The following is a 21,239-nucleotide window of genomic DNA, read 5'->3' on the forward strand; positions in this document are numbered from 1 at the left end:
CTAGCCAACGGCTTGGAGTGCGCTCTATGCAAGGGGGGTCAGTCGCGGGGGAACTCGGCGGTGCTGAGGACGAGGCCGACCACCGTGTCACCGAGATCGAGATCGTCCCCGAACGCGACCTTCGTCTCGGTCGTGTAGTCGTCGCCCTTGGGACGGGTGTAGACGTGGCAGCGGCCCTGGTACGGGTCGGCGATGACGTGGACGGGGATCTCGGCGAGCGCGTACGCGGCCTTCTTCAAGCCGTAGTCGTTGGCGGCGGTGCCCTTGGAGATGACCTCGGCGACGAACTCGACGTCCTCGTGACGCCAGCGGCCGCTCTCCGTCTTCTCGGCCCCCTCGGCCATCGCCGTCACGTCGGTCGCGAATCCGTTGAGGTGCCCCGGGTAGTCGATGCGGACGTCGGACTTCACGCGCTTCCGCGGGTACTTGGTCCGCACCTGTTCGACGATATCCAGGATGATCTCCCCATGGGTGTCCCGCTGTGGCGACATGAAGACGGTCCCCTCGACGATCTCGACCTTGTATCCCTCGGGGGCGGGCATCTTCTCGATCCGCTCGAACAGCTCGTCGAGTGTGATCTCGTTGTCGCTCTGGGCCATCGCGATCCTGTCTTCAAGGACGCGCATCGTGGCGCTCCTCCTCGGCTGCCCCCACCTGAGTGCAGCCGCGCGGTACAACGATACGCACGGTGACCGGGACACGTGGTGATCACGCCATCCACCGGCATCCCCTACCGGCCATCAGCGCCGGGCGGACCGCCTGGACGAGGAGTGGGCCGACCGGTGCCGGTCGTGGTCGCGGGCCGGGCCCCCGTAGCCTCCGTCCTCGCTGCCGCTCCCGCTCGCGTCCCCGTACTCGCCCCCCACCCCCCACGCCTGATGCATCGCCGCCGCGAACGCCCCGGCGATCTTGTGCTCCCCGGCCGCGTTCGGATGGGTCCCGTCGTACGTGTCGTGGTCCACGTCGTACGACTCCGGGAGGGAGGCCAGCAGGAGCGGTGAGCGTCGTTCGTCGAGGTCGGCGACCGCCTTCGCCTGGAGTTCGTTGAAGAGCGCGACCTCGGTGGCGAAGGGGACGTCCGTGCGGGCGCGGACGTTCGGGATCACCGGGAGGAACACCATGCGGACGGAGGGCTTCGCGGCGCGGGCCTCCGCCACGAAGGAGCGCAGGTTGTCGGCCGTCTGGCCCGCGTTCGTGTAGAAGCCCAGGTCGATCAGGCCGAGGGAGACGAGGAGCACGTCCGCTCGGTGCGCGCGCACCGCCTCGCCGATCAGCGGAGCCATGTGCAGCCAGCCCTCGCCCCAGCCGGCCAGATGGAAGTGCGGGAAGTCGGGGTCGGCGTACTCGTACGACGTGGGCGTGTCCGTCGCCTTGTCGTACAGCGTCTCGCGCGGGCCGACCACGGCGAACGGGCCGCCGTAGGTCGCGCGCAGGTGCTGCCACATCCGGTAACGCCATGTGTGTTCGCCCGCGCTCCCGATCGTCATGGAGTCGCCTACGGGCATGAACCTGAGCATCCGCTCATGATGGACGATCAACGGCCGATCACCGGAGCCGATGGGATGTGAGGCCTGCCACGATGGCAGGCTTGGGGCATGCGTCGCTTCCTCGCGTTCCTCGGCGCCGGCTTCCTCGTCGGCGCGCTCGCCCTCCCCGCAGCAGCAGCACCCGCCGACGACGGTGACGGCAAGGGCGACAAGGGGTTCACGATCACCGACTCCCGGATCACCGAGTCCAGCGGTCTCGCCGCCTCGCACCTCCACCCCGGCATCTACTGGACGCACAACGACAGCGACGACGGCCCGTACCTCTACGCGATCGACAGCGCCACCGGCAAGACGGTCGCCACCGTCACCTTCAGCGGCGTCGGCAGGCCCCGTGACGTCGAGGCGATCTCCATCGGCCCGCACAACGAGATCTACGTCGGCGACATCGGCGACAACCTCGACGGGACCTGGCCCCACGTCTGGATCTACCGGCTGCCCGAGCCGAAGGTGCTCAAGGACCAGACGATCCGGGCGACGCAGTACGTCGTGAAGTACTCGAACGGCGCCCGCAACGCCGAGTCGCTGGTCGTGCACCCCAAGACCGGCCGCGTGTACATCATCGACAAGAAGGAGGACGGCGGCCACCTCTTCGAGGGCCCGGCCACGCTCTCCGCCTCCGGCACCAACTACTTCAAGCCCATCGCCGCGGTCGACCTCTGGGCCACCGACGCCGCTTTCTCCCCCGACGGTGAACAGCTCGCCGTGCGCGGCTACTTGGGCGGCATCTACTACGACTGGAACGGCGGAAGGATCAAGCGCGAGGGCCGCCTCGACGTACCGCTGCAGGGGCAGGGCGAGTCCGTCAGCTACTCGGCCGACGGCACGAAGCTGATGTACGGCAGCGAGGGCACCGACAGCCCGGTGCAGGCCGAGGACGCGCCCGGGGGAACCTCGGGTTCGTCGAAGTCGCCCTCCGGGGGCGGAAGTTCGGCGAGCGGGGAGAGCGGCTCGGGGGACAAGGTGAAGGTGGGTGTCGTCGCCGTGGTGGTGGTCTGCGGGGCGCTGTTCGGTCTGCGGCGGCTGACCCGCCGCAGCTGACGGGTCCGGCTCGACTCCCGTGCCGCTTGCGGGTGTTCCTTGTCTTGACGTGTCCACGTTACGTGGCTTCTATGGACAGTGCTGGGTCGGTGGGAGCGCTCCCACCCGTTCCGGACCCGCGCCTCCCGACAGGAAGCAGCGAGGTACCCCCATGTCCTTGTTCCGTCGTCCGGCACTCTCCCACCCGCCGTTCCGTCCTCCGCGGTTCCGCGGCCTGCGCGGCGCACTGTCCTGGGCGGTGGCCGCGGCGCTCCTGCTGCCGCTGGCCGGCGCGAGCACCGCGCACGCGGCCGGGACGGCCGACACGTCGGCCGCGGCCGTCGCGCCCGGCGCCGGCTACTGGCACACGAGCGGCCGTCAGATCCTGGACGCGGCGGGTCAGCCGGTCCGTATCGCCGGGATCAACTGGTTCGGCTTCGAGACCGCCAACTACGTGGTCCACGGCCTCTGGTCACGCGACTACAAGAGCATGATCGACCAGATGAGGTCGCTGGGCTACAACACCATCCGCCTCCCCTACAGCGACGACATCTTCAAGTCCGGCACGGTCCCCAACAGCATCGACTTCTCCAACGGCAAGAACACCGACCTCCAGGGCCTCAACTCCCTCCAGATCATGGACAAACTGATCTCCTACGCCGGCCAGGACGGCCTGAAGGTCATCCTCGACCGGCACCGTCCGGACGCCTCGGCGCAGTCGGCGCTCTGGTACACGGCGGCGGTACCGGAGTCGACGTGGATCGCCAACCTCCGCACTCTGGCCGCGCGTTACGCGGGCCGGTCGACGGTCATCGGCATCGACCTCCACAACGAGCCGCACGACCCCGCGTGCTGGGGCTGCGGCGACGTCGCGACGGACTGGCGGCTCGCGGCGGAGCGGGCGGGCGACGCGGTGCTGTCGGTCAACCCGGACCTGCTGATCTTCGTGGAGGGCGTGCAGACGTACAACGGCGTCTCCGGCTGGTGGGGCGGCAACCTGATGGGCGCGGGCCAGTACCCGGTCCGGCTCACCGTCCCCGACCGGGTCGTGTACTCGGCCCACGACTACGCGACGAGCGTGGCCCAGCAGCCCTGGTTCAGCGACCCGTCCTTCCCGGCGAACATGCCGGGCGTGTGGGACAAGTACTGGGGCTACCTCTTCCAGCAGAACATCGCACCCGTGTGGGTGGGCGAGTTCGGCACCACGCTGGCGTCGACGGTGGACCAGAAGTGGCTTGCGGCGCTGGTGAGTTACCTCCGCCCGACCTCGACGTACGGTGCCGACAGCTTCTCCTGGACCTTCTGGTCGTGGAACCCCAACTCCGGTGACACGGGCGGAATCCTGAAGGACGACTGGCAGACGGTGGACACGGTCAAGGACGGCTACCTGGCGAGCGTCAAGGCGGCGTTGTTCCCGGGCACGGGCACCGGAACGGGCGGCGGAGACGGAGGCGGCGGCGGGTCCACGGCCGCGTGCACGGCGGCGTACACCACCACCAGCGACTGGGGCACCGGCTTCAACGCGTCCGTCACGGTGACGAACACGGGTACGTCGGCGCTCACGTCCTGGCAGGTGAAGTGGACCTGGCCCGGCTCCCAGCAGATCACGAACATGTGGAACGCGACGTACACCCAGACCGGCGCGAGCGTCACCGCGGTGAACGCGGATCACAACGGCACTGTGGGGGCGGGGAGTTCGGCGAGCTTCGGCTTCGGGGGCGCTCCGGGGGGCGGGGCGGCACCGGCGCTGACCTGTACGGCGACGTGAGGGGCTGAGCGGTCCTGGGCCCACGTCGTCAGTGGGTGGACGCCGTTCATCGCCCCGTCGAGGAGCCTGGGTGCGGGAGGCGGCCCTCCGCGCCCAGGCTCCTCGTGGTGTCGGAGCCGGAGACCGTCCGGCTCGGGAGTCGTGCTGTTCGGTGCCGTGCTCCCGCTGGTGATCGGCAACGACTTCACCATGGTGGACGAACGGCACGCCGTGACCGAGGACCGGTACGCCGAGCACCGGCTCGACGGCCCTGACGCCGCCGCCCGCATGTAGTCAAAACGGGTGAATAGGATCGTTTCTGCACGCACAATTGCTTTCCGGGTGGACCGTGTTGGGGAGGTTTGGGGGCGTTTGGCACCACTCCTTCGTCCCAAGGGCACACCCATGCGCATGCGCAGCACTCTGGTCGCCGGTCTCGGCGCCCTCGCCCTGTTCGTCACCCTGCCCGCCTCGCCGGCCTCCGCCGCCAGCGGCGAGTTCCGCTACATCTACGTCGGCCCCGGCGGCATCGACCTGGACAAGGGGCTGACGGACCCGCAGAGCGGGGTGTGCATCGACATCCCCGAGACCGTCGGCAACAACGTCCCCGCACTCGCCCCCAGCAACGAGACGGACTCGACCGTCACCGTCTTCAAGGACGCCGACTGCGCCGGGGACGTCTACTTCACCATGGACCCGGGCAAGCGCCTCAGCCGCAGGCTCGAATTCCGCTCCGCCATCTTCGCCTGACACCCGCCGCCCGCCCCCGTCCGGCTCCCCGGACGGGGGCGGGCGCGGCAGACAGGACCTTGCGGACACGGCCTAGGGTCGCCTCGCCCCCACGCACAGCCACACGTACACGAGATCGAGCACGCTGCACATCACGCCGAGCCCGAGCAGGAAACCGTCGTGCTGGAGGGCGCCGAAGAGGATCGTCGGCGCGAGGGTGCCGAGCCATTTGGCCACCGCGATCGTCACCGACTGCCCGCGCGGTCCGCGTCGCGCGACGAACATCGCGATGAACAGGGCGGACATCAGCAGGTTCTGGAGGAACGCCGAGTACCCGGCCCCGTCCTCGGCCCCGAACTTCGCCAGGAACAGCCACTGCACGGCGAACGACATCCCGAACAGCAGCACGCTCAGCCCGGAGAAGAGTCGTGGAGTGACCAGCGACGGGAACTCCGCCCGGCCGTACCGGAAGAACGTGTACACGATCACGGCGTCGGCGATGCCCCACACCAGGTTGATGCCGCCCTGCACCGACGGGTCGAAGACCAGGTTGTGCACCGCGTACGTCCACTCCCAGGCGAAGTTGAGGCCCAGCGCCACGGCCGGCATGGCGTAGGTGCGCTCGCGGAACCCGATGCGGATCGCCTCGACGTACACGACCGTCCAGGCGATGCCGCTCGCCAGGATGAGGGTGATGTCCATCTGCGTCTCCCGTCACGGATCTCCGGCCGTCCTACAGGAGTGTGACGTAGCGGCGTACCGCCTCGTACGGGCGTCGGGTGGGATGGGGAGGCGCCATACGTAAGGGTCCGGCGTCCTGACCTCTTCCCCAAGTGGCCTGACGCGTAGGGGAGTTCTGCGTGCGAGCAGACGGGCCGTCGCCTCACGAAGTCGCCGGAGCATGCGTCTGGGCTCCCTTCACGTCGAACCTCGCCCACACGCATTTCGTGTACGGCCCCTGCCTGCATCCCCAGGTGTCCGCCAGCGCCGCGACGAGGGCCAGGCCCCGGCCGCCTTCCTCCTCCGGGGTCGAGTCGTGGGGGCGGGGGAGTCGGTCCCGGTCCGGGTCTGCGACCTCTAAGGTCAACTCCCCGTTCGTGAGGCTCAGTTCGACTCCGATCCGGGCGTGGGAGACCCGGCAGTGGGTCACCGCGTTGGTGACCAGTTCGTTCGCCAACAGGGTGACGGCGTCCGCCAGTTCGTCGGTGATGCCCCAGTCCGCGAGGACCTTCCGGACCCGTTGGCGGGCGACGGGGACGTGGCTTCTGTTCTTGGGGATGCGGAAACTCTCGGACGCGGGCATGGGGGACTCCGTCCTGACGTGCCGTCAAGGTGAGCTGCGATGAGGCGCCTTCATGAAGCTAGGGTCGGATTCCGTGATGGTGCAACAGGTTCGAGTGAATGCATTCACTCGTCCACTCTATCGAGTGACATGCTCTCGGATGCGGCGGTCCGTGTGGCATCGTTGCCGGAGGAGAGAGGGGTGTCCCATGCCCGCAGGTGGACGGCCGACGGTACGCAGCAGGCGTCTGGGTACGGCGCTCAGGCAGTACCGGCATGCCGCGAAGTTCGATCAACCGCAGGCCGCCGAGGTCATCGCGGCAAGTCAGGCCAGGATCAGCCGACTTGAGAGCGGGCACGTCACCGCGCGCGTGATCGAAGTGCGGTTGCTGTTGGATGCGTACGGAGTCACTGATCCGGAAGTGCGCGTCAAACTGGAGGACTTGGCCAAGCACTCCAAGAACCGGGGCTGGTGGCTGGAGCATGCTGCACATCTGAGGCCGGACTACGTCGATCACATCGCCTTGGAGGACGACGCGACCTTTATTCGCGAGTGGCAGCCGGTGATGATGCCAGGGCTCCTGCAAACTCCGGCCTATGCGGAAGCGGTTATCGCCGCCAGTCCCCACTACATCGAGCCGGAGCGGGCCGCCCAGTTGGTGAAGGTCCGCGTGGGCAGGCAGGCGAAGATCGAGGAGGGCGGAGCCTCGTACACGGCGATCCTCTGGGAAGCGGTCCTCGCGCAACCGCTGGTGAGTATCGAGATTCACCGGGAGCAACTCTCCGCGATCCTCGAAGTCGGAGAGCGGAAGAACGTCACCGTGCAGGTGCTGCCGGTCAGCGCGGGCGTGCTGGCTGGTTACTCCTCCGCCTTCTACTCCTTCAGTTTCGACGAGGAGCCCACGGTCGAAGCGGTCGCCATGGATAACCTGCGTGGTACATCGGTCCTTGAGGGAGCCGAAGACCTTGCCGCTTACGCCAGTGCGTTCGACCTACTACGATCGTCAGCGTTGACGCCGGATGCGAGCGCGAAGCTCATCCGGGGCGTACTGCGGAGCTTGAAGGAAGACACATCGTGACCGAGGTTGTTAGCCCCTTCTGGAAGTCCTCGTACTCGGGTGCGGAGAACGCCTGCGTCGAGGTCGCCGACACCGCCGCCCATGGTCGAGCCGTCCGCGACAGCAAGCGCCCGGAAGACAGCGCCTCCCTCACCGTCTCCCGGGAAGCCTGGCTCAGCTTCGTTCAATCCCTCTGAACTACCCGCGGGGCAGCGACGTGTTGGTGATCGGCAGCTTCCGCGTCGCCCCGGCCACGTACAGGTCACCCGGAGCCGTGCGCAGCACGAACGTGTCGTCGTAGGACGAGACGCGCACCGAGAGGACGAAGAAGCCGTCGTCCTCCGCGGTCACCTTCACGTGGGACTCCTGCTCCCAGTAGGTCTGGAGGAAGATCTCCGTGCCCTCGGGCTCCTCGCCGCGCGGGAGGGTGACCTTGCCCTGGACGGTGAGGATGTCGCCGGCCTTCACCTTCTTCTTGTTGACCGAGTAGCTCACCGAGCTGGACTTCGTCCTGGCGGCCACGGTGGTCTCCGTGAAGTACCCGTCCTGCGGGGTGTCGGGGTCGCCGTCCTCGTCGTAGGAGGCGGTGATGTGCACGTCGTGCTGGACGTTGAGCAGGCTGCTGCCGGTCGTGTGGTCGATGTCGACGCCCGGGATCGTGAACGTCCCGTGCGCGTCGGTGACCGGTGTGCCGAGGTCGCGGGGCTCGTAGTAGTTCGGGTCGATCGGGTCGCCCCACGGGTTCCAGGTCGTGAACTGGACGACCTCCTGGACCGTGACGGGGATGTTCGCCGCCGGGGTGCCGTCCGCCTTGGTGACGGTGCCGGTGACGTCGACGTGCCGTTCCTCGTAGTTCGTGGTGGTGGGGTCGGTCGTCACGGTCAGGGTGTACGCCTTGACGGGGGCGCCGTCCGAGGGGGCCGCGGAGGCGGCGGGCACGGACAGGGCGCCGGCGGCGAGCAGCAGCGCGGCGGTCGCGGCGAGCCGCGCAGGCAGGGACTTCCTGGGCATGGGGCAACTCCAACTTCGTTCGGGAGCGGAGGAGTTGCGCCGCAGGTGTGCGACGCACCGGGTTCGACCGGCGGGGCGGGGCGCCCGTTGCGCCCTGTGCGTTCGCTGTTACGCGGCTGTGGTGTGCGGGTGGTTTGCCCGGGTTTCGGGTTCACCTGGACGTCGGCCGCACGACGCCCCGCAGTGCCCTGCGACGACGAAGGGCGCCCCGCGGATCCACCGCGGGGCGCCCTCGGCCGTCGTGGAGACGACTACAGCTTCTCGATGACGTAGTCGATGCAGTGCGTCAGCGCCTCGACGTCCGCCGGGTCGATCGCCGGGAACATCGCCACGCGGAGCTGGTTGCGGCCGAGCTTGCGGTAGGGCTCGGTGTCGACGATGCCGTTGGCGCGCAGGACCTTGGCGACGGCCGCCGCGTCGATCTCGTCGGCGAAGTCGATCGTGCCGATGACCTGCGAGCGCTTGGTGGGGTCGGACACGAACGGGGTGGCGTACTTCGAGTCCTCCGCCCACGTGTACAGCCGGCTCGACGAGTCCTTCGTGCGGGCCGTCGACCAGTCCAGGCCGCCCTGGCCGTTGATCCACTCGAGCTGCTCGTTGAGGAGGAACAGGGTGGACAGCGCGGGGGTGTTGTACGTCTGGTTCTTGCGCGAGTTGTCGATCGCCGTCGGGAGGCTGAAGAACTCCGGGACGTGGCGGCCGGACGCGTGGACGCGCTCGGCGCGCTCGATCGCGGCCGGGGAGAAGACGCCGATCCACAGGCCGCCGTCGGAGGCGAAGGACTTCTGCGGGGCGAAGTAGTAGACGTCGGTCTCGGCGATGTCGACCGGGAGGCCGCCCGCGCCGGACGTGGCGTCCACCAGGACCAGGGAGCCGGCGTCGGCGCCCCGCACCCGCTGGATCGGGGCCGCGACACCCGTCGACGTCTCGTTGTGCGTGAACGCGTACACGTCGACGCCCGCCTCGGCGGCCGGGTCCGGGTGGGTGCCGGGGTCGCTCGCGATGACGGTCGGCTCGGCCAGCCACGGGGCGAGCTTGGCCGCCTTGGCGAACTTGGAGCTGAACTCGCCGAAGTTCAGGTGCTGGGACTTGTTCTCGATCAGGCCGTGGGTCGCGACGTCCCAGAAGGCCGTCGAACCGCCGTTGCCGAGGACGACCTCGTAGCCCTCGGGGAGCGAGAACAGCGCGGAGACGCCTTCGCGGACCTTGCCGACCAGGTTCTTGACCGGGGCCTGACGGTGGGAGGTGCCGAGCAGGGACGTGCCGGTGGCGGCCAGGGCGTCCAGCGCCTCCGTCCGCACCTTGGAGGGGCCAGCGCCGAAACGTCCGTCGGCGGGCTTGATGTCAGCGGGAATCTGGATATCAGCCACGAGCGGGAGCGTATCCCCTCGGCGAAACGGGACGGAAACGCGTCCGTTCGATGAGACGACCGCTCCGGCTCGTGGACCGACGGTGAGCGATGCCGCGCTACGGCGTCAGCCGGACCGGCAGCTCGAAGATGTCGTTCTGGGTCACCACCGGCTTGTTGCGGAGTTCCGACGCCGGGACGGCCAGGTCCAGGGCCGGGAAACGCTCGTAGAGCGCCGGGAGCGCCACCCCCGCCTCCAGCCGGGAGAGCGCCGCGCCGGGGCAGACGTGCGGGCCGTGGCCGAAGGAGATGTGGCGGTTCTCGCTGGTGCGGGTGATGTCGAACTCGCCCGCCGTCGGCCCGTGGGCCTCCTCGTCGCGGCCGATCGCGGCGTACGACACGATCAGCGCGTCCCCGGCCGGCAGGGTCCTGTCGCCGACCTGGACGTCCTCCGTGGCGAAGCGGATCAGGACGTGCGAGGTGGGCGTCGAGTGGCGCAGGGTCTCCTCGATCACGGAGGACCAGTCGGCCTCGCCCGCCAGCACCAGGGCGCGCTGGACGGGGTGTGCCGACAGGTTGACGACCGCGTTGACGATCAGCGAGATCGTCGTCTCGTGGCCGGCCGCGACCATCAGCTGGAGCGTGGAGACGATCTCCTCGTCGGTGAGGTGGTCGCCGTTCTCGGAGGCCAGGATCAGCGCCGAGGTCAGGTCGTCGCCGGGCTCGGCGCGCTTGGCCGCGACCGTGTCCGCCATGATGCCCGCGAGCTCCGTGAGCGTCGCGATGACCTCCGCGGGCGGGGTCTGCGTCGAGAAGAACTTCTCGAACAGCTCCTTCAGACGCGGGAGCCGGTCCTCCGCGATGCCCATGAGGTCGGCGACGACGTACATGGGGAGCGGATAGGCGAACGCGGCCTTCAGGTCCACGACGTCCCCGTCCAGGCCGTCGAGCAGCCCCTCCGTGAACTTCGCTATCCGCTCCCGCATCTGCTCCACCCGGCGCGGGGTGAGCGCCTGCGCGACCAGCGTGCGCATCCTGCGGTGGTCGGCGCCGTCCACGGTCAGCATCGAGCGGCCCGGGTTCGCGAGCCCGATCAGCGGCCAGTCCGCGGGGATCTCGCCCCGCTGCCAGGCACCCCAGACGTTGATGTCCTTGACCAGCCGTGGATCCGTGAGCAGCTGTTTCGCCTCGGCGTGCCGCGTCACCGCCCACACGGGCACGCCACCGGGCAGCTCCACGGCGGCCAGCGGACCGGCCGCGCGCAGCCTGGCGCTCTCGCCGTCCAGGTCGCCGACGAAGGGGTCGAGGACGATGCGGGTCTCTTCGGTACCGGTGCTCATGCGGGTGCCTCCAAGGGCAGGGGTGGGGTGCCGCGTCCTCCCGGGGGTGGGGTCAACTCCCGGGCCCCCGGCGGGCGTTGTGGTGCCGCCGGGGTGACGCAGGATCGGGTCCTGAAGCTCAGAGCGCGGGTACGGGCGTGAACCGCACCGGCAGTTCCGTCAGGCCGCGCAGCCACGGCGAGGGCCTGCGGGTGAGGGACTCGGCGGGGACCGCGAGGTCGATGTCCGGCAGGCGGTCCAGTACGACCTCGATGCCGGTCCGCGCGATCACCTCGGCGACCTCCTGCGCCGGGAACGGACACCGGTGCTCGCCGTGCCCGAAGGAGAAGTGCGCGTTGTTGCCGCCGGTGAGCGAGGCGCCGTCGGTGCGGACCTGGGGGTCGGAGTTGGCGCCCTGGAGGCCGAGCAGGAGCAGGTCGCCCGCGCGGATGCGGCGGCCGGCCAGCTGGGTGTCGCGGGAGGCCCAGCGCCCGGCCACGTTCTGGGTCGGGGTGTCCTCCCACAGGACCTCGTTCATGGCCTCGGCGACGCTGTTGCGGCCGCCGAAGAGGGAGGCCGCGAACCGGTCGTCGGTCAGCATCAGCCGCAGCGAGTTGCCGATCCAGTCGGCGGTCGGCTGGTGGCCCGCCGCCATCATCACCATCAGGTCCTGGGCGATCTCGACGTCGCTGAAGCCGGACTCGTGCGTCAGCATCCGCGACACGACGTCGTCGGCCGGCTCGTCCTTCCGGTCGGCCAGCAACCGCCCCATGGACGTGGCGAGATGGGTCTGCCCTGCGATCGCCCGCTCCCGGCCGTCGATCATGTCGTTGAGCGCGGTCACCAGGCCCGGCCCCTGCTCGTCCCGGAAGCCGTAGAGCCGCGCCAGGACGCGCACCGGCAGCAGCATCGCGTAGTCGCCCACGATGTCCGTCTCACCCTTGGCGCAGATCCCGTCGATCAGCTCGTCCGCGAACTTCTCGGTGTACGAGCGGAGTTCGGAGGGGTCGACGGCCTCCAGGGCGTCGCTGATCATGCTGACGCGCTCGCGGTGCCGTTCGCCGACCGTGTACAGGATCGACGGCTGCTTGCGGCCGATCATCGGGAGCAGCGGCCAGTCGTCGGGGATGTCGTCCCACTGGTTCCACAGGTCGGAGTCACGGCTGAACAGGACGGGATCTCCGGTGACCTGGTGCAGCTCGCGGTAGCCGAGCACCAGCCAGGCCGGGATGTCGCCGTCGAGCACCACGGGGGTCACGGCGCCGTGCTCGCGCCGCATCTCCCGGTACAGCTGCGCCGGTTCGGTCTGAAACCTGGGTCCACTCAGCGGTACGGGCGCGGTCACAGGGCCAACTCCTGGTGGGGGGACTGGTGGAGGGACTGCGGGAGGGGCTGGTGGAAGGAGGGGGCATGCGTGCCGTGGCGAGCGCCGTGCGGGGCGTGGTGGTTCCTGACGTGCTCGACCAGGGTGATCAGGACCTGCTTCGCGGACGCGCGGGAGCGGGCGTCGCAGTCCAGGAGGGGGACGTGCGGGTCGAGGTCGAGGGCCTCGCGGATCTGCTGCGGGGCGTAGGCGGGGCCGCCGAAGTCGTTGCAGGCCACGATGAAGGGCGTGCCGTGGTGTTCGAGACGGTCGATGGCGTACCAGGAGTCGCCGATCCGCCGGGTGTCGACGAGGACGACCGCGCCGAGCGTCCCCGAGAAGAGCCGGTCCCAGAGGAACCAGAACCTCTCCTGGCCGGGCGCGCCGAACAGGTACAGCACGTTGCGGGCGTCGAGGGTGATGCGCCCGAAGTCGAAGGCGACCGTGGTCGCGGACTTGCCGCGCACCTCGCTGATGTCGTCGACGGCCTCGCCGGCCTTCGTCATCGTCTCCTCGGTGTTGAGGGGACGTATCTCGCTGACCGAGCGGACCAGCGTGGTCTTGCCGACACCGAAGCCGCCGACGACCACGATCTTCAGGCCGTTCTCGGCGGTGGCACCCAAGGGGGTGCGCGCGTCAGAGGTTGCGGAGTCCAACGAGCACCTGTTCCAGGACGTCGGGATCGGACACGGCCTTGCGCGGGTGCCGGGCACTGACCCGGCCGGCCGCGAGAAGGTCGGAGAGGAGGATCTTGGTGATGGACACCGGGAGCTTCAGCTCGGCCGCCAACTCGACGACGGCCGTGGGGTGTTCGGTGAGCCGCAGGATCGCCGCGTGCTCCGACTGCATGCCGGCCACCGGCCCGGACTCGGCGACCACGAGGGTCACCAGGTCGAACGGGTTGTCCGGTGCGGAGCGGGTGCGGCCTCCGGTGAGCGTGTACAGGCGGTCGGGTGAGTCGTCCCTGCCGGGGCGGCTCATGACGTACGCGGTTCCGCGCGCAGGTGCTCGCCGAGCTGTTCGACCAGCTCGCTCATGTTGTGCCCGATCAGCCCCGCGTCCGCGTCCTCGGTGGTCACCAGCGCCAGGTGGGCGCCCTCGCCCGCCTCGACGATGAACAGCACGCCGCCGTAGAACTCGGTCATCGCGGTGCGCACCCCGCCGCTGCCGTCGCCGAACTCCACCGAGGCGCCGTGCGACAGCGACTGGATCCCCGCGGCGATGGCGGCGAGCTGGTCGGCCTGGTCGACGGAGAGTTCGGGGGTCCGGCACAGCTTCAGGCCGTCCCGGGACAGCACGAGCGCGTGCCGTGCGCCCGGGGTGCGCTCCAGGAGGCCCTCGATGAGCCAGGTGAGCTTCTCGTCGGCTGTCGTCGTGCCGGTCATGAGGTGGCGTTGCCTTCCGGGTGGGAGGGGGAGGTGACGGATGCCGCGGCTGCGGGCGTGTCCGTGTCCGGTTCGGGTGTCGCGGCGCGTACGGCCTGGCGGAAGCTGTTGAAGCGGGCGGTGCGCGCGAGGGTGTCGTCGGCGGAGGGCGCGGGGCGCCGGGCCGTGTCGGGGGCGGGGGACTCGGCACGCGCGCGTGAGCGCTCGGCCTCGGCGAGCGCCTGACCCCGGCGCCGCTTGGGCAGGCCTTCGGGCAGGGGGTCCGGCGCGTCCTGCACCGGCGCGGACCCGGCGTCGCGGTCCGCCGACTCGTGCGTGGGCACCGGATCCGGGTCCAGGTCGGCGAGGGTGCGCCCGGCGGCGTAGGACATCCACGGCTGCTCCGCGGCGGCGGGCTCGCGCACCGCTTCCGCGGCCACCGGTGCCGGCGCCTCCGGGAGCGGGGCGGTGCCCTGCGGTGCCGAGGCGTCCTGGGGTACGAGGATGTCCTGCGGGACGAGCATCAGCACGCCGGTGCCGCCGCGCGCGGAGGGCCGGTACGACACCTTCAGGCCGTACTTGCGGGCCAGCCTGCCGACGACCGCGAGGCCGAGCCGGGTGCCGGTGAGACCGCCGAGCTCGACGGCGTCACCGGACACCGCCCGTTCGGCGCGGCGGAGTTGGATGTCGCCCATGACGAGACCGCTGTCCTCCACCGAGAGGATGACCCCGGCGGGCACTTCTTCCACGTAGACGTGCACTTCGGCGCTCGGCGGCGAGAAGTTCGCCGCGTTGTCGAGGAGTTCGGCCAGCGCGTGCATCACGCCCTCGGCCGCGTGCCCGGCGACGGCGGCGTCGCTCGCGGAGTGCACGCGCACCCGCTGGTAGCCGCTGATCCGGCCCATCGCGCCGCGCAGGATCGACTCCATGGCGATCGGGCGGGCCCAACGGCGGCCGGAGCGGGCGCCGGTGAGGACGGCGACGGAGTCGGCGAGACGGCCCGCCTGCGCGGTGCGGTGGTCGAGGTGGAGCAGGTCGGCGAGGACGTCCTCGTCCGAGTGCCGCTCCTCCATGGCCCGCAGGTCGGCGAGCATGCCGGTGGCCAGCGCCTGCATCCGGCCGGCCGCGTTGGCGGTCGCGGAGAGCGCGGCGGCGCGTTCGTGGGAGTCGCGGCGGGCCCGCTCGGACAGCTGCTTGTTCTCGGCGCTCAGCCGCGCGCACTCCAGCTCGCTCTCCTCCGTGAGGCGGGCGCGCTCCTCCGCGAAGGAGGTGGTCAGCCGCAGCCGCTCCTGGGCGAAGTCGGAGGTCAACCGGGTGCGTTCCTGGGAGAGTTCGGTGGTCAGCCGGGCCCGCTCATGGGTCAGCTCCTCGGTCAGCTGCACCCGCTCCCGGTCGAAGTCCGTGCTCAGCCGGGCCCGTTCCTGCAGCAGCCGTCCCGCGTCCAGCGTGACGGCCTCAAGACGGCGGCGGGTGATACGGGCCGTCTGGTACGCGTGCGTGGCGATCGCGACGGCCGCGGACAGCAGCAGTGCGCCCGCGCTCGCGGCGGCCGCGACCGCGAGGCGCTTCGCGTCGGGGGTCACGTAGACCGCGCCGGCGACCGCGAGTACGGCCAGGACGGCGGTGAGCACGGGAACGGGGGCGACGGTGCGGAAGGTGGGGCGTTCGCCGGGCAGCATGGGGGCGGTCATGAAGGGGGTCCTCGGTCGGGTCCTCGGGCGTCTTTGGTCGTCGGTCCTCAGTCGTCCTCGGTCGTGTCCTCGGGGGGTGCTCGTCGGGTTCCTGGGCGAGAAGCGACACCGGGTGCTCAACTGACGGTCACTATATGAGAGTTAGTGATCGAACTGGGGAGGTTCTGGATGCGTTCACCGAATCGGTGACCCCTGGGCGGGAATTTTCCCGGAACGTTTCGCCAGATGCCGAGCGGTCACTGTCAGTGGTCGGGTGCATGCTGGGTGCATGGCGGATCTTCAGGCGGAACTGGCGGGCGTGCGGGCCGAGCTGCGCGGGACCGTCCGCGGCGAGGTGAGCTTCGACGTCACGTCCCGGGCGCTGGTGACCATGGACGCGTCGAACTACCGGCGCGTCCCGCTGGGCGTCGTCGCACCCCGTGACGCCGACGACGTGGCGGCGACGCTGGCCGCCTGCCGGGCCCATGGAGTGCCGGTCGTGGCCCGCGGCGGCGGCACCTCGATCGCGGGCCAGGCGACGGGCACGGGCGTGGTGCTCGACTTCACCCGGCACATGGACGGACTGGTGTCCCTCGACCCCGCCTCCCGTACGGCGGTCGTCCGGCCCGGCCTGATCCTAGACCGCCTCCAACAGGCCGCCGCCCCGCACGGGTTGCGCTTCGGCCCCGACCCCTCGACCCACAGCCGCTGCACCCTCGGCGGCATGATCGGCAACAACTCCTGCGGCTCCCACTCGGTCGCCTGGGGCACCACGGCGGACAGCGTCAGCGAACTGTCCGTGATCACCGCGCGAGGCGACTCCCTCCGCCTCGGCCGCGACTGGTCGGGCGCCCCGGAGGGTCTACGGCCCCTGGTCGAGAGCGAGTCGGCCCGCCTGCGCACCGGCTTCCCGGACCTCCCGCGCCGCATCTCGGGGTACGCGCTGGACGCCCTCCTCCCGGAGAACGGCGCGGACGTCGCCCGCTCGTTCTGCGGCAGCGAGGGCACCCTGGGCATCGTCACGGAGGCGGTCGTACGACTCGTCGAGGCCCCCCGCGCCCTCGCGCTGGCCGTCCTGGGCTACGCCGACGAGAGCGCGGCGGCGGAGGCGGCGGCGGGCCTGCTGGTGCACGGCCCGCTCACGGTGGAGGGCATGGCCGCCGACCTGGTCCGCACCACGGCCGACCTCCCCCGGGGCGGGGCCTGGCTGTTCGTCGAGACCGGCGGCGACACGGCGGCGGAGGCACGCGCGCGGGCCGAGACGATCGTCCGCGCGGCCGACGTCCTCGACTCCCTGGTGGTGACGGACCCCTCGGGCCGGCGCGCCCTGTGGCGCATCCGCGAGGACGCGAGCGGTACGGCGACACGGATTCCCGCGGACACCTCCCTGCACCCCGGGGCCGGGGCCGGGGGAGGCGCGGAGGCGTGGCCGGGCTGGGAGGACTGCGCGGTGCCGCCGGCCCGACTGGGCGCGTATCTGCGGGACTTCAGGAGCCTGCTCGCCGCCCACGGCCTGCGGGGCACGCCGTACGGCCACTTCGGGGACGGCTGCATCCATGTGCGCATCGACTTCGACCTGTTGACCGAGGCGGGGATCGCCCGCTTCCGGGGCTTCTCGACAGAGCTGGCCGACCTGGTGACGGCCCACGGCGGCTCGCTCTCCGGGGAGCACGGGGACGGACAGGCGCGGGCGGAGCTGCTGCCCCGGATGTACGGCGCCGAGATGGTCGGCCTGTTCGAGCGGGCGAAGGGGGTGTGGGACCCGGACGACCTCCTCAACCCCGGGATGCTGGTGCGCCCGGCCCCGCTGGACACCAACCTCCGCTTCGCGGTGCTCCCGCGCGAGCCGGTGGACGTGGTGTTCGGGTACCCGGCCGACGGCGGGGACTTCTCGGCGGCGGTGCGGCGGTGCGTGGGAGTGGCCAAGTGCCGTACTCCCGAGGCCGCCGGGCCGTCGGTGATGTGCCCGTCGTTCCGGGTGACCGGCGAGGAGGAGCACTCCACGCGCGGGCGGGCCCGCCTCCTGCACGAGATGCTCGCGGGCGAACTGGTCACCGACGGCTGGCGGTCGACGGAGGTCCGGGACGCGCTCGACCTCTGCCTGTCCTGCAAGGGCTGCCGCACCGACTGCCCGGTCGGGGTCGACATGGCCACGTACAAGGCGGAGTTCCTCCACCACCACTACCAGGGCAGGCGACGGCCCGCGGCCCACTACGCGCTGGGCCGGCTGCCCCGCTGGCTCCGGCTGGTGGCGCGTACGCGCACGGCCTGGCTGGTCAACTCCCTCGCCTCGGTACGGCCGTTGGCGGCGCTGGCGAAGAGGCTGGGCGGCATCGCGGCGGAGCGGGAGATTCCACGGCTGGCGGGGACGACGTTCACCCGGGCGTGGCGACACGGGGTGCGGGAGGAAGCGAGGCCGCCGGGCCGGAGCCGGGTCCTCCTCTGGCCGGACACGTTCACGGAACACCTCTCGCCGGCGGTCGGGCTGGCGGCGGTGCGGGTGCTGGAGGCGGCCGGGCTGGACGTGCTCCCGGTGACGGCGGCGAAACCGGTCTGCTGCGGCCTGACGTACGTGACGACGGGCCAACTGGACCCGGCGCGCGAGGTGATGCGGCGGACGCTGGACGCGGTGAGCGGACTTCTGGAGGACACGCCCCATGTGGTCGTCCTGGAACCGAGCTGCGCCGCGGCCCTCCGCACGGACCTCCCCGAACTGCTCCCCGACGACCCCCGGGCGGCCCGCCTCTCCGCCGCCGTCCTCACCTTCGCCGAGGCGCTGGAGCGCCTGGCCCCCGACTGGACCCCGCCCCGCGTCGACCGCCCGGCGGCCGGCCAGACCCACTGCCACCAGCACGCGGTCCTGGGCGACGCCCCGGACCGCCGGCTGCGCGCGGCAGCGGGCCTGACGGGCGAACTGGCGGGCGGCTGCTGCGGCTTGGCCGGCAACTTCGGCTTCGAGAAGGGGCACTACGAGGTGTCGGCGGCCTGCGCGGAGGAACAACTGATGCCGTCCGTGAGGCAGGCCCCGCAGGACGCGGTCGTCCTGGCCGACGGCTTCTCGTGCCGCACCCAGCTGGAGCAGCTGGCGGGAGTACGGGGACGCCACCTGGCGGAGGTGCTGGCGGAAGCACTGCGCCCCGAGGACAAGTGAGCGACGAGGACCGGTACCCCGAGGACCGGTGACCGGCGAAGGCGGGCGTCGCGGCTGACGGCGGACGCACAGGTTCATCAAGGCTTCTCTCAGGTTTATAAGAGAACTCTCAGGTTCGCCGCGGTAACTCAGGATTCACCAAGGTATTCACAGCGCCTGCTTGCCGTTCGCTTGCCATTTTTGCTGCCCCTTGGCGTCGGCCGCGTGTACGTTCATCGGTGTCGGGAATTCCCCGGGCGGTAAAACGCTCGACTTTGACGCACAGATTCCTCTGCACAACCAAGGAGTTCGGAATGGGCCTCAACAAGCTCGCCCCGCTGCCCAAGCCCAAGAAGCAGCAGCTTCCGCCCCCGCCGCCGCCGAAGCCGCGCAAGAAGCACGAGCCGAAGCCGCTGCCGAAGCCGCTGCCCGGCCAGGACAGCTGATCCGGCAGTAGAAGAGGGCCGACCCACGCAGTCGGCCCTCTTTTCTTTCCCGAATTCAAAAGTCCAAAAGAATTCTGATGACGGAAAGTGGAGGGGGTCATGGGTGTGGATTCTGACGAGGAAGACCTTGAATATGGTGAGGAGTACGGGACTCCCACCATTCCCGCCCGCGTCGCATTCCGCCGGTTCTGGCCGCTCACCCGGGGACTCAGACGCTGGCTGATGCTCGTCTGGGTGTGCACCGTCGTCGGCGCGCTCACCGAGACCGAGGCCGTCCTCCTCTTCAGCGACCTCACCGACCGCGCCCTCGCGAAGGGCTCCCTGAGCGCCTTCTGGAACCCGGCCGCCAAGTGGCTGGGCGTCGCGGTCCTCGGCGCGTTCGTCTCGTACGCCGGCAACTCCCTTGCCGCCTGGGCCACCGAACGCTTCGTGATGAGACTGCGCGAGCATGTCTTCGACCATGTGCAGCAGTTGCCCCCGCACTTCTTCCAACGGCACCGCCAGGGCGACCTGTTGTCCCGCCTCACCAGCGACGTCGAGGCGATCGAGACCCTCGTCGTGTCCGGCGTGGTCGGCACCGCCTCCGCGCTGTTCTCGGCGCTCTTCTACGCCGCCGCCGCGTTCTGGCTCCGCTGGGACCTGGCCGCCGCCACCTTCGTCCTGGCTCCTCTCTTCTGGCTCGCGGCCCGCCGTTTCTCCGGCTCCATCAAGGACGTCTCGCGCGAGGGCCGGGTCGCCGACGGCGCGATCACCTCCGTGGTCGAGGAGTCGCTCGGCAACATCGTCCTCACCCAGGCCTACGGCCGCCGCGACGCCGAGCGCCGACGCCTGAACGAGGAGGCCGGCGCCTGGTTCCGCGCCTCCGTCCGCTCGACGCGGCTCAACGAGGCCTACGAGCAGCTCGTCTCCGTCATCGAGACCGTGTGCGTGCTCGCCGTCATCGGCATCGGCGCCTGGGAGATCTCCACCGGCCGTATGACCCTCGGCCAACTCCTCGCGTTCTCCGCCTTCTTGGGCTACCTCTACCCGCCCGTCCGCGGCCTGGCCCAACTCGGCCTCACCGTCACCGCCGCCACCGCGGGCGCCGAGCGCCTCATCGAGATCCTCGACGTCCGCCCGTCCGTCGCCGACCCCGCCTGCGACCCGCAGACCGGCCGACCGGACGGCACGGTCGAACTCCGCGACGTCTCCTTCGCCTACCCGGGCGCGGACCGGACCGCCCTGGAGGGCCTCTCGTTCACGGTCGCCCCCGGCGAGCTGGTGATCGTCACCGGCCCCAGCGGCGCCGGAAAATCCACCGTCTCCAAGATGCTCCTCCGGTTCTACGACCCCGACGCGGGCGAGGTGCTGCTCGACGGTGTACCGCTGCGGAACCTGCCGCTGGCCCGTCTGCGCGAGTACGTGACCCTGCTTCCCCAGGAGACCCTCGTCCTGCACGACACCGTCCGCGCGAACATCGCCTGCGGGCGGCCCGGTGCCAGCGAGCAGGCGATCGTGGACGCGGCCGTCGCCGCCGACGCGCACGACTTCATCCTGCGGCTGCCCGATGGCTACGACACGAAGGTCGACCCCAACTCGGCCCGGTTGTCCGGGGGTCAGCTGCAGCGGCTGGCCATCGCGCGGGCGATTCTGCGGGACGCGCCGGTCCTGGTCCTCGACGAACCGACGACCGGACTGGACTCGATGGCAGCCCGCCGGGTGGTGAAGCCCCTGCGCCGCCTGATGGCGGGCCGGACGACCATCATGATCACCCATGACCTCAACCTCGCCCCGGACGCCGACCGCGTCCTGGTCGTGGACCGGGGCCGGATCGTGGAGACGGGCCGGCACGAGGAGCTGATGGCGCGGGGCGGGGCCTACTCGCGGTTGCACCGCTCGCAGAACAACGCGCTGATGGACACGGGGGAGTTGAGGCTCCCGGCGTTCGCGGAGACCGGGGCGGGGGCGGGAGCGGGTCACGGGTATCCCGTGGCGCCGGTGTTCGCCGGGAGCTGGGCGCCGGGGCCCTGCGCGCCGACGTACGAGCCCGCGTACGTACCGACGCCGTACGAGACGGAGCGCGGCTTCACGTACGGGCCGACGCGTCAACCGGCCCACCCGCAGACCGCGTACCCGGAGCCGGAGTACGCCGATCCGCTCTTCGGGCCCCTGCCCGCCACCCTCCCCGACGGGCGGCCCCTGTTCCGGGACTAGAGCGAGTGACAGTTGC

Annotated in this window: 21 protein-coding genes; 9 read left to right on the forward strand and 12 right to left on the reverse strand. The window is 70.6% G+C overall.

Annotated features, from left to right (window positions below):
• Positions 1-38: 38 nt before the first annotated feature.
• Both ACIPTO_RS06940 and ACIPTO_RS06945 read right to left on the reverse strand, forming a co-directional pair.
• Positions 39-626 carry a Uma2 family endonuclease gene (locus tag ACIPTO_RS06940; RefSeq protein ID WP_401189968.1) on the reverse strand — a complete coding sequence of 196 codons (588 nt, stop codon included), beginning with the start codon at positions 624-626 and terminating at the stop codon, positions 39-41.
• A gap of 114 nt (positions 627-740) precedes the next feature.
• Positions 741-1,517, reverse strand: a complete 777-nt coding sequence (locus ACIPTO_RS06945; RefSeq protein WP_401189969.1) for an SGNH/GDSL hydrolase family protein — start codon at positions 1,515-1,517, stop codon at positions 741-743.
• 78 nt (positions 1,518-1,595) lie between these two features.
• Here ACIPTO_RS06945 and ACIPTO_RS06950 point away from each other — a divergent pair, with 78 nt between their 5' ends.
• The 4 genes from ACIPTO_RS06950 (at position 1,596) to ACIPTO_RS06965 (ending at position 5,061) form a co-directional block, all read left to right on the forward strand.
• Positions 1,596-2,585 carry a WD40 repeat domain-containing protein gene (locus ACIPTO_RS06950; RefSeq protein WP_401189971.1) on the forward strand — a complete coding sequence of 330 codons (990 nt, stop codon included), beginning with the start codon at positions 1,596-1,598 and terminating at the stop codon, positions 2,583-2,585.
• Between the two features lie 151 nt (positions 2,586-2,736).
• The gene (locus tag ACIPTO_RS06955; RefSeq protein WP_401189972.1) at positions 2,737-4,332 is read left to right on the forward strand and encodes a cellulase family glycosylhydrolase; all 1,596 of its coding nucleotides are present in this window, start codon (positions 2,737-2,739) and stop codon (positions 4,330-4,332) included.
• A gap of 141 nt (positions 4,333-4,473) precedes the next feature.
• Entirely contained in the window at positions 4,474-4,605 is a 132-nt protein-coding gene (locus ACIPTO_RS06960) for a hypothetical protein (protein ID WP_401189974.1), read from the forward strand.
• 117 nt (positions 4,606-4,722) lie between these two features.
• Positions 4,723-5,061, forward strand: coding sequence for a hypothetical protein (locus ACIPTO_RS06965; protein WP_401189975.1), 339 nt, complete (start codon positions 4,723-4,725; stop codon positions 5,059-5,061).
• A 72-nt stretch (positions 5,062-5,133) separates the two neighbouring features.
• Here ACIPTO_RS06965 and ACIPTO_RS06970 read toward each other — a convergent pair whose 3' ends face one another.
• Positions 5,134-5,742, reverse strand: a complete 609-nt coding sequence (locus ACIPTO_RS06970; RefSeq protein WP_401189976.1) for a hypothetical protein — start codon at positions 5,740-5,742, stop codon at positions 5,134-5,136.
• Between the two features lie 181 nt (positions 5,743-5,923).
• Complete coding sequence (locus tag ACIPTO_RS06975; protein ID WP_401189978.1) at positions 5,924-6,343, reverse strand: ATP-binding protein; 420 nt, start codon at positions 6,341-6,343, stop codon at positions 5,924-5,926.
• Between the two features lie 187 nt (positions 6,344-6,530).
• Between ACIPTO_RS06975 and ACIPTO_RS06980 the strand changes: the two genes are divergently transcribed.
• Both ACIPTO_RS06980 and ACIPTO_RS06985 read left to right on the forward strand, forming a co-directional pair.
• Positions 6,531-7,400: a helix-turn-helix domain-containing protein gene (locus tag ACIPTO_RS06980; RefSeq protein WP_401189980.1), complete on the forward strand. Its 870-nt coding sequence runs from the start codon at positions 6,531-6,533 to the stop codon at positions 7,398-7,400.
• On the forward strand, positions 7,397-7,576 hold the full coding sequence (locus ACIPTO_RS06985; protein WP_401189982.1) for a DUF397 domain-containing protein: 180 nt from the start codon (positions 7,397-7,399) through the stop codon (positions 7,574-7,576). Before ACIPTO_RS06980 ends, ACIPTO_RS06985 begins: the two co-directional genes overlap by 4 nt.
• 1 nt (position 7,577) lies before the next feature.
• Here the strand turns inward: ACIPTO_RS06985 and ACIPTO_RS06990 are convergent, their stop codons facing one another.
• From ACIPTO_RS06990 to ACIPTO_RS07025, 8 genes are all read right to left on the reverse strand, one after another.
• Positions 7,578-8,390 carry an acyl carrier protein gene (locus ACIPTO_RS06990; protein WP_401189983.1) on the reverse strand — a complete coding sequence of 271 codons (813 nt, stop codon included), beginning with the start codon at positions 8,388-8,390 and terminating at the stop codon, positions 7,578-7,580.
• Positions 8,391-8,641: 251 nt separating this feature from the next.
• Positions 8,642-9,760 carry a phosphoserine transaminase gene (serC, locus tag ACIPTO_RS06995; RefSeq protein ID WP_401189985.1) on the reverse strand — a complete coding sequence of 373 codons (1,119 nt, stop codon included), beginning with the start codon at positions 9,758-9,760 and terminating at the stop codon, positions 8,642-8,644.
• A gap of 97 nt (positions 9,761-9,857) precedes the next feature.
• The gene (locus ACIPTO_RS07000) at positions 9,858-11,078 is read right to left on the reverse strand and encodes a cytochrome P450 (RefSeq protein ID WP_366316984.1); all 1,221 of its coding nucleotides are present in this window, start codon (positions 11,076-11,078) and stop codon (positions 9,858-9,860) included.
• 118 nt (positions 11,079-11,196) lie between these two features.
• Positions 11,197-12,402: a cytochrome P450 gene (locus ACIPTO_RS07005; RefSeq protein WP_366316982.1), complete on the reverse strand. Its 1,206-nt coding sequence runs from the start codon at positions 12,400-12,402 to the stop codon at positions 11,197-11,199.
• Positions 12,399-13,076, reverse strand: a complete 678-nt coding sequence (locus ACIPTO_RS07010; protein ID WP_401189986.1) for a GTP-binding protein — start codon at positions 13,074-13,076, stop codon at positions 12,399-12,401. Before ACIPTO_RS07010 ends, ACIPTO_RS07005 begins: the two co-directional genes overlap by 4 nt.
• Positions 13,057-13,401 (reverse strand): DUF742 domain-containing protein, encoded by a 345-nt coding sequence (locus tag ACIPTO_RS07015; protein ID WP_366316978.1) that lies wholly within the window; start codon positions 13,399-13,401, stop codon positions 13,057-13,059. The genes ACIPTO_RS07010 and ACIPTO_RS07015 overlap by 20 nt, the downstream gene beginning before the upstream one ends.
• On the reverse strand, positions 13,398-13,805 hold the full coding sequence (locus ACIPTO_RS07020) for a roadblock/LC7 domain-containing protein (RefSeq protein ID WP_366316976.1): 408 nt from the start codon (positions 13,803-13,805) through the stop codon (positions 13,398-13,400). The genes ACIPTO_RS07015 and ACIPTO_RS07020 overlap by 4 nt, the downstream gene beginning before the upstream one ends.
• Positions 13,802-15,475 carry an ATP-binding protein gene (locus tag ACIPTO_RS07025; RefSeq protein WP_401189988.1) on the reverse strand — a complete coding sequence of 558 codons (1,674 nt, stop codon included), beginning with the start codon at positions 15,473-15,475 and terminating at the stop codon, positions 13,802-13,804. The genes ACIPTO_RS07020 and ACIPTO_RS07025 overlap by 4 nt, the downstream gene beginning before the upstream one ends.
• Positions 15,476-15,743: 268 nt before the next feature.
• Here ACIPTO_RS07025 and ACIPTO_RS07030 point away from each other — a divergent pair, with 268 nt between their 5' ends.
• The 3 genes from ACIPTO_RS07030 to ACIPTO_RS07040 all read left to right on the forward strand — a co-directional run bounded on the left by ACIPTO_RS07030 (position 15,744) and on the right by ACIPTO_RS07040 (position 21,223).
• Positions 15,744-18,605, forward strand: coding sequence for an FAD-binding and (Fe-S)-binding domain-containing protein (locus ACIPTO_RS07030; protein ID WP_401189990.1), 2,862 nt, complete (start codon positions 15,744-15,746; stop codon positions 18,603-18,605).
• A 293-nt stretch (positions 18,606-18,898) separates the two neighbouring features.
• Positions 18,899-19,030, forward strand: a complete 132-nt coding sequence (locus ACIPTO_RS07035; protein WP_019072556.1) for a hypothetical protein — start codon at positions 18,899-18,901, stop codon at positions 19,028-19,030.
• A gap of 99 nt (positions 19,031-19,129) precedes the next feature.
• Positions 19,130-21,223, forward strand: a complete 2,094-nt coding sequence (locus ACIPTO_RS07040; RefSeq protein WP_401189991.1) for an ABC transporter ATP-binding protein — start codon at positions 19,130-19,132, stop codon at positions 21,221-21,223.
• The last annotated feature ends 16 nt before the right edge of the window (positions 21,224-21,239 follow it).

The sequence above is a fragment of the Streptomyces sp. NPDC090083 genome (genome assembly GCF_044747445.1).
Lineage (GTDB): Bacteria > Actinomycetota > Actinomycetes > Streptomycetales > Streptomycetaceae > Streptomyces.

Bases quoted from the DNA above. Each gene is read 5' to 3' on its own strand.
- ACIPTO_RS06940 (WP_401189968.1), bottom strand. From the start codon at position 626: ATGCGCGTCCTTGAAGACAGGATCGCGATGGCCCAGAGCGACAACGAG.
- ACIPTO_RS06945 (WP_401189969.1), bottom strand. From the start codon at position 1,517: ATGCTCAGGTTCATGCCCGTAGGCGACTCCATGACGATCGGGAGCGCG.
- ACIPTO_RS06950 (WP_401189971.1), top strand. From the start codon at position 1,596: ATGCGTCGCTTCCTCGCGTTCCTCGGCGCCGGCTTCCTCGTCGGCGCG.
- ACIPTO_RS06955 (WP_401189972.1), top strand. From the start codon at position 2,737: ATGTCCTTGTTCCGTCGTCCGGCACTCTCCCACCCGCCGTTCCGTCCT.
- ACIPTO_RS06965 (WP_401189975.1), top strand. From the start codon at position 4,723: ATGCGCAGCACTCTGGTCGCCGGTCTCGGCGCCCTCGCCCTGTTCGTC.
- ACIPTO_RS06970 (WP_401189976.1), bottom strand. From the start codon at position 5,742: ATGGACATCACCCTCATCCTGGCGAGCGGCATCGCCTGGACGGTCGTG.
- ACIPTO_RS06975 (WP_401189978.1), bottom strand. From the start codon at position 6,343: ATGCCCGCGTCCGAGAGTTTCCGCATCCCCAAGAACAGAAGCCACGTC.
- ACIPTO_RS06980 (WP_401189980.1), top strand. From the start codon at position 6,531: ATGCCCGCAGGTGGACGGCCGACGGTACGCAGCAGGCGTCTGGGTACG.
- ACIPTO_RS06990 (WP_401189983.1), bottom strand. From the start codon at position 8,390: ATGCCCAGGAAGTCCCTGCCTGCGCGGCTCGCCGCGACCGCCGCGCTG.
- ACIPTO_RS07000 (WP_366316984.1), bottom strand. From the start codon at position 11,078: ATGAGCACCGGTACCGAAGAGACCCGCATCGTCCTCGACCCCTTCGTC.
- ACIPTO_RS07015 (WP_366316978.1), bottom strand. From the start codon at position 13,401: ATGAGCCGCCCCGGCAGGGACGACTCACCCGACCGCCTGTACACGCTC.
- ACIPTO_RS07020 (WP_366316976.1), bottom strand. From the start codon at position 13,805: ATGACCGGCACGACGACAGCCGACGAGAAGCTCACCTGGCTCATCGAG.
- ACIPTO_RS07025 (WP_401189988.1), bottom strand. From the start codon at position 15,475: ATGACCGCCCCCATGCTGCCCGGCGAACGCCCCACCTTCCGCACCGTC.
- ACIPTO_RS07030 (WP_401189990.1), top strand. From the start codon at position 15,744: ATGGCGGATCTTCAGGCGGAACTGGCGGGCGTGCGGGCCGAGCTGCGC.
- ACIPTO_RS07035 (WP_019072556.1), top strand. From the start codon at position 18,899: ATGGGCCTCAACAAGCTCGCCCCGCTGCCCAAGCCCAAGAAGCAGCAG.
- ACIPTO_RS07040 (WP_401189991.1), top strand. From the start codon at position 19,130: ATGGGTGTGGATTCTGACGAGGAAGACCTTGAATATGGTGAGGAGTAC.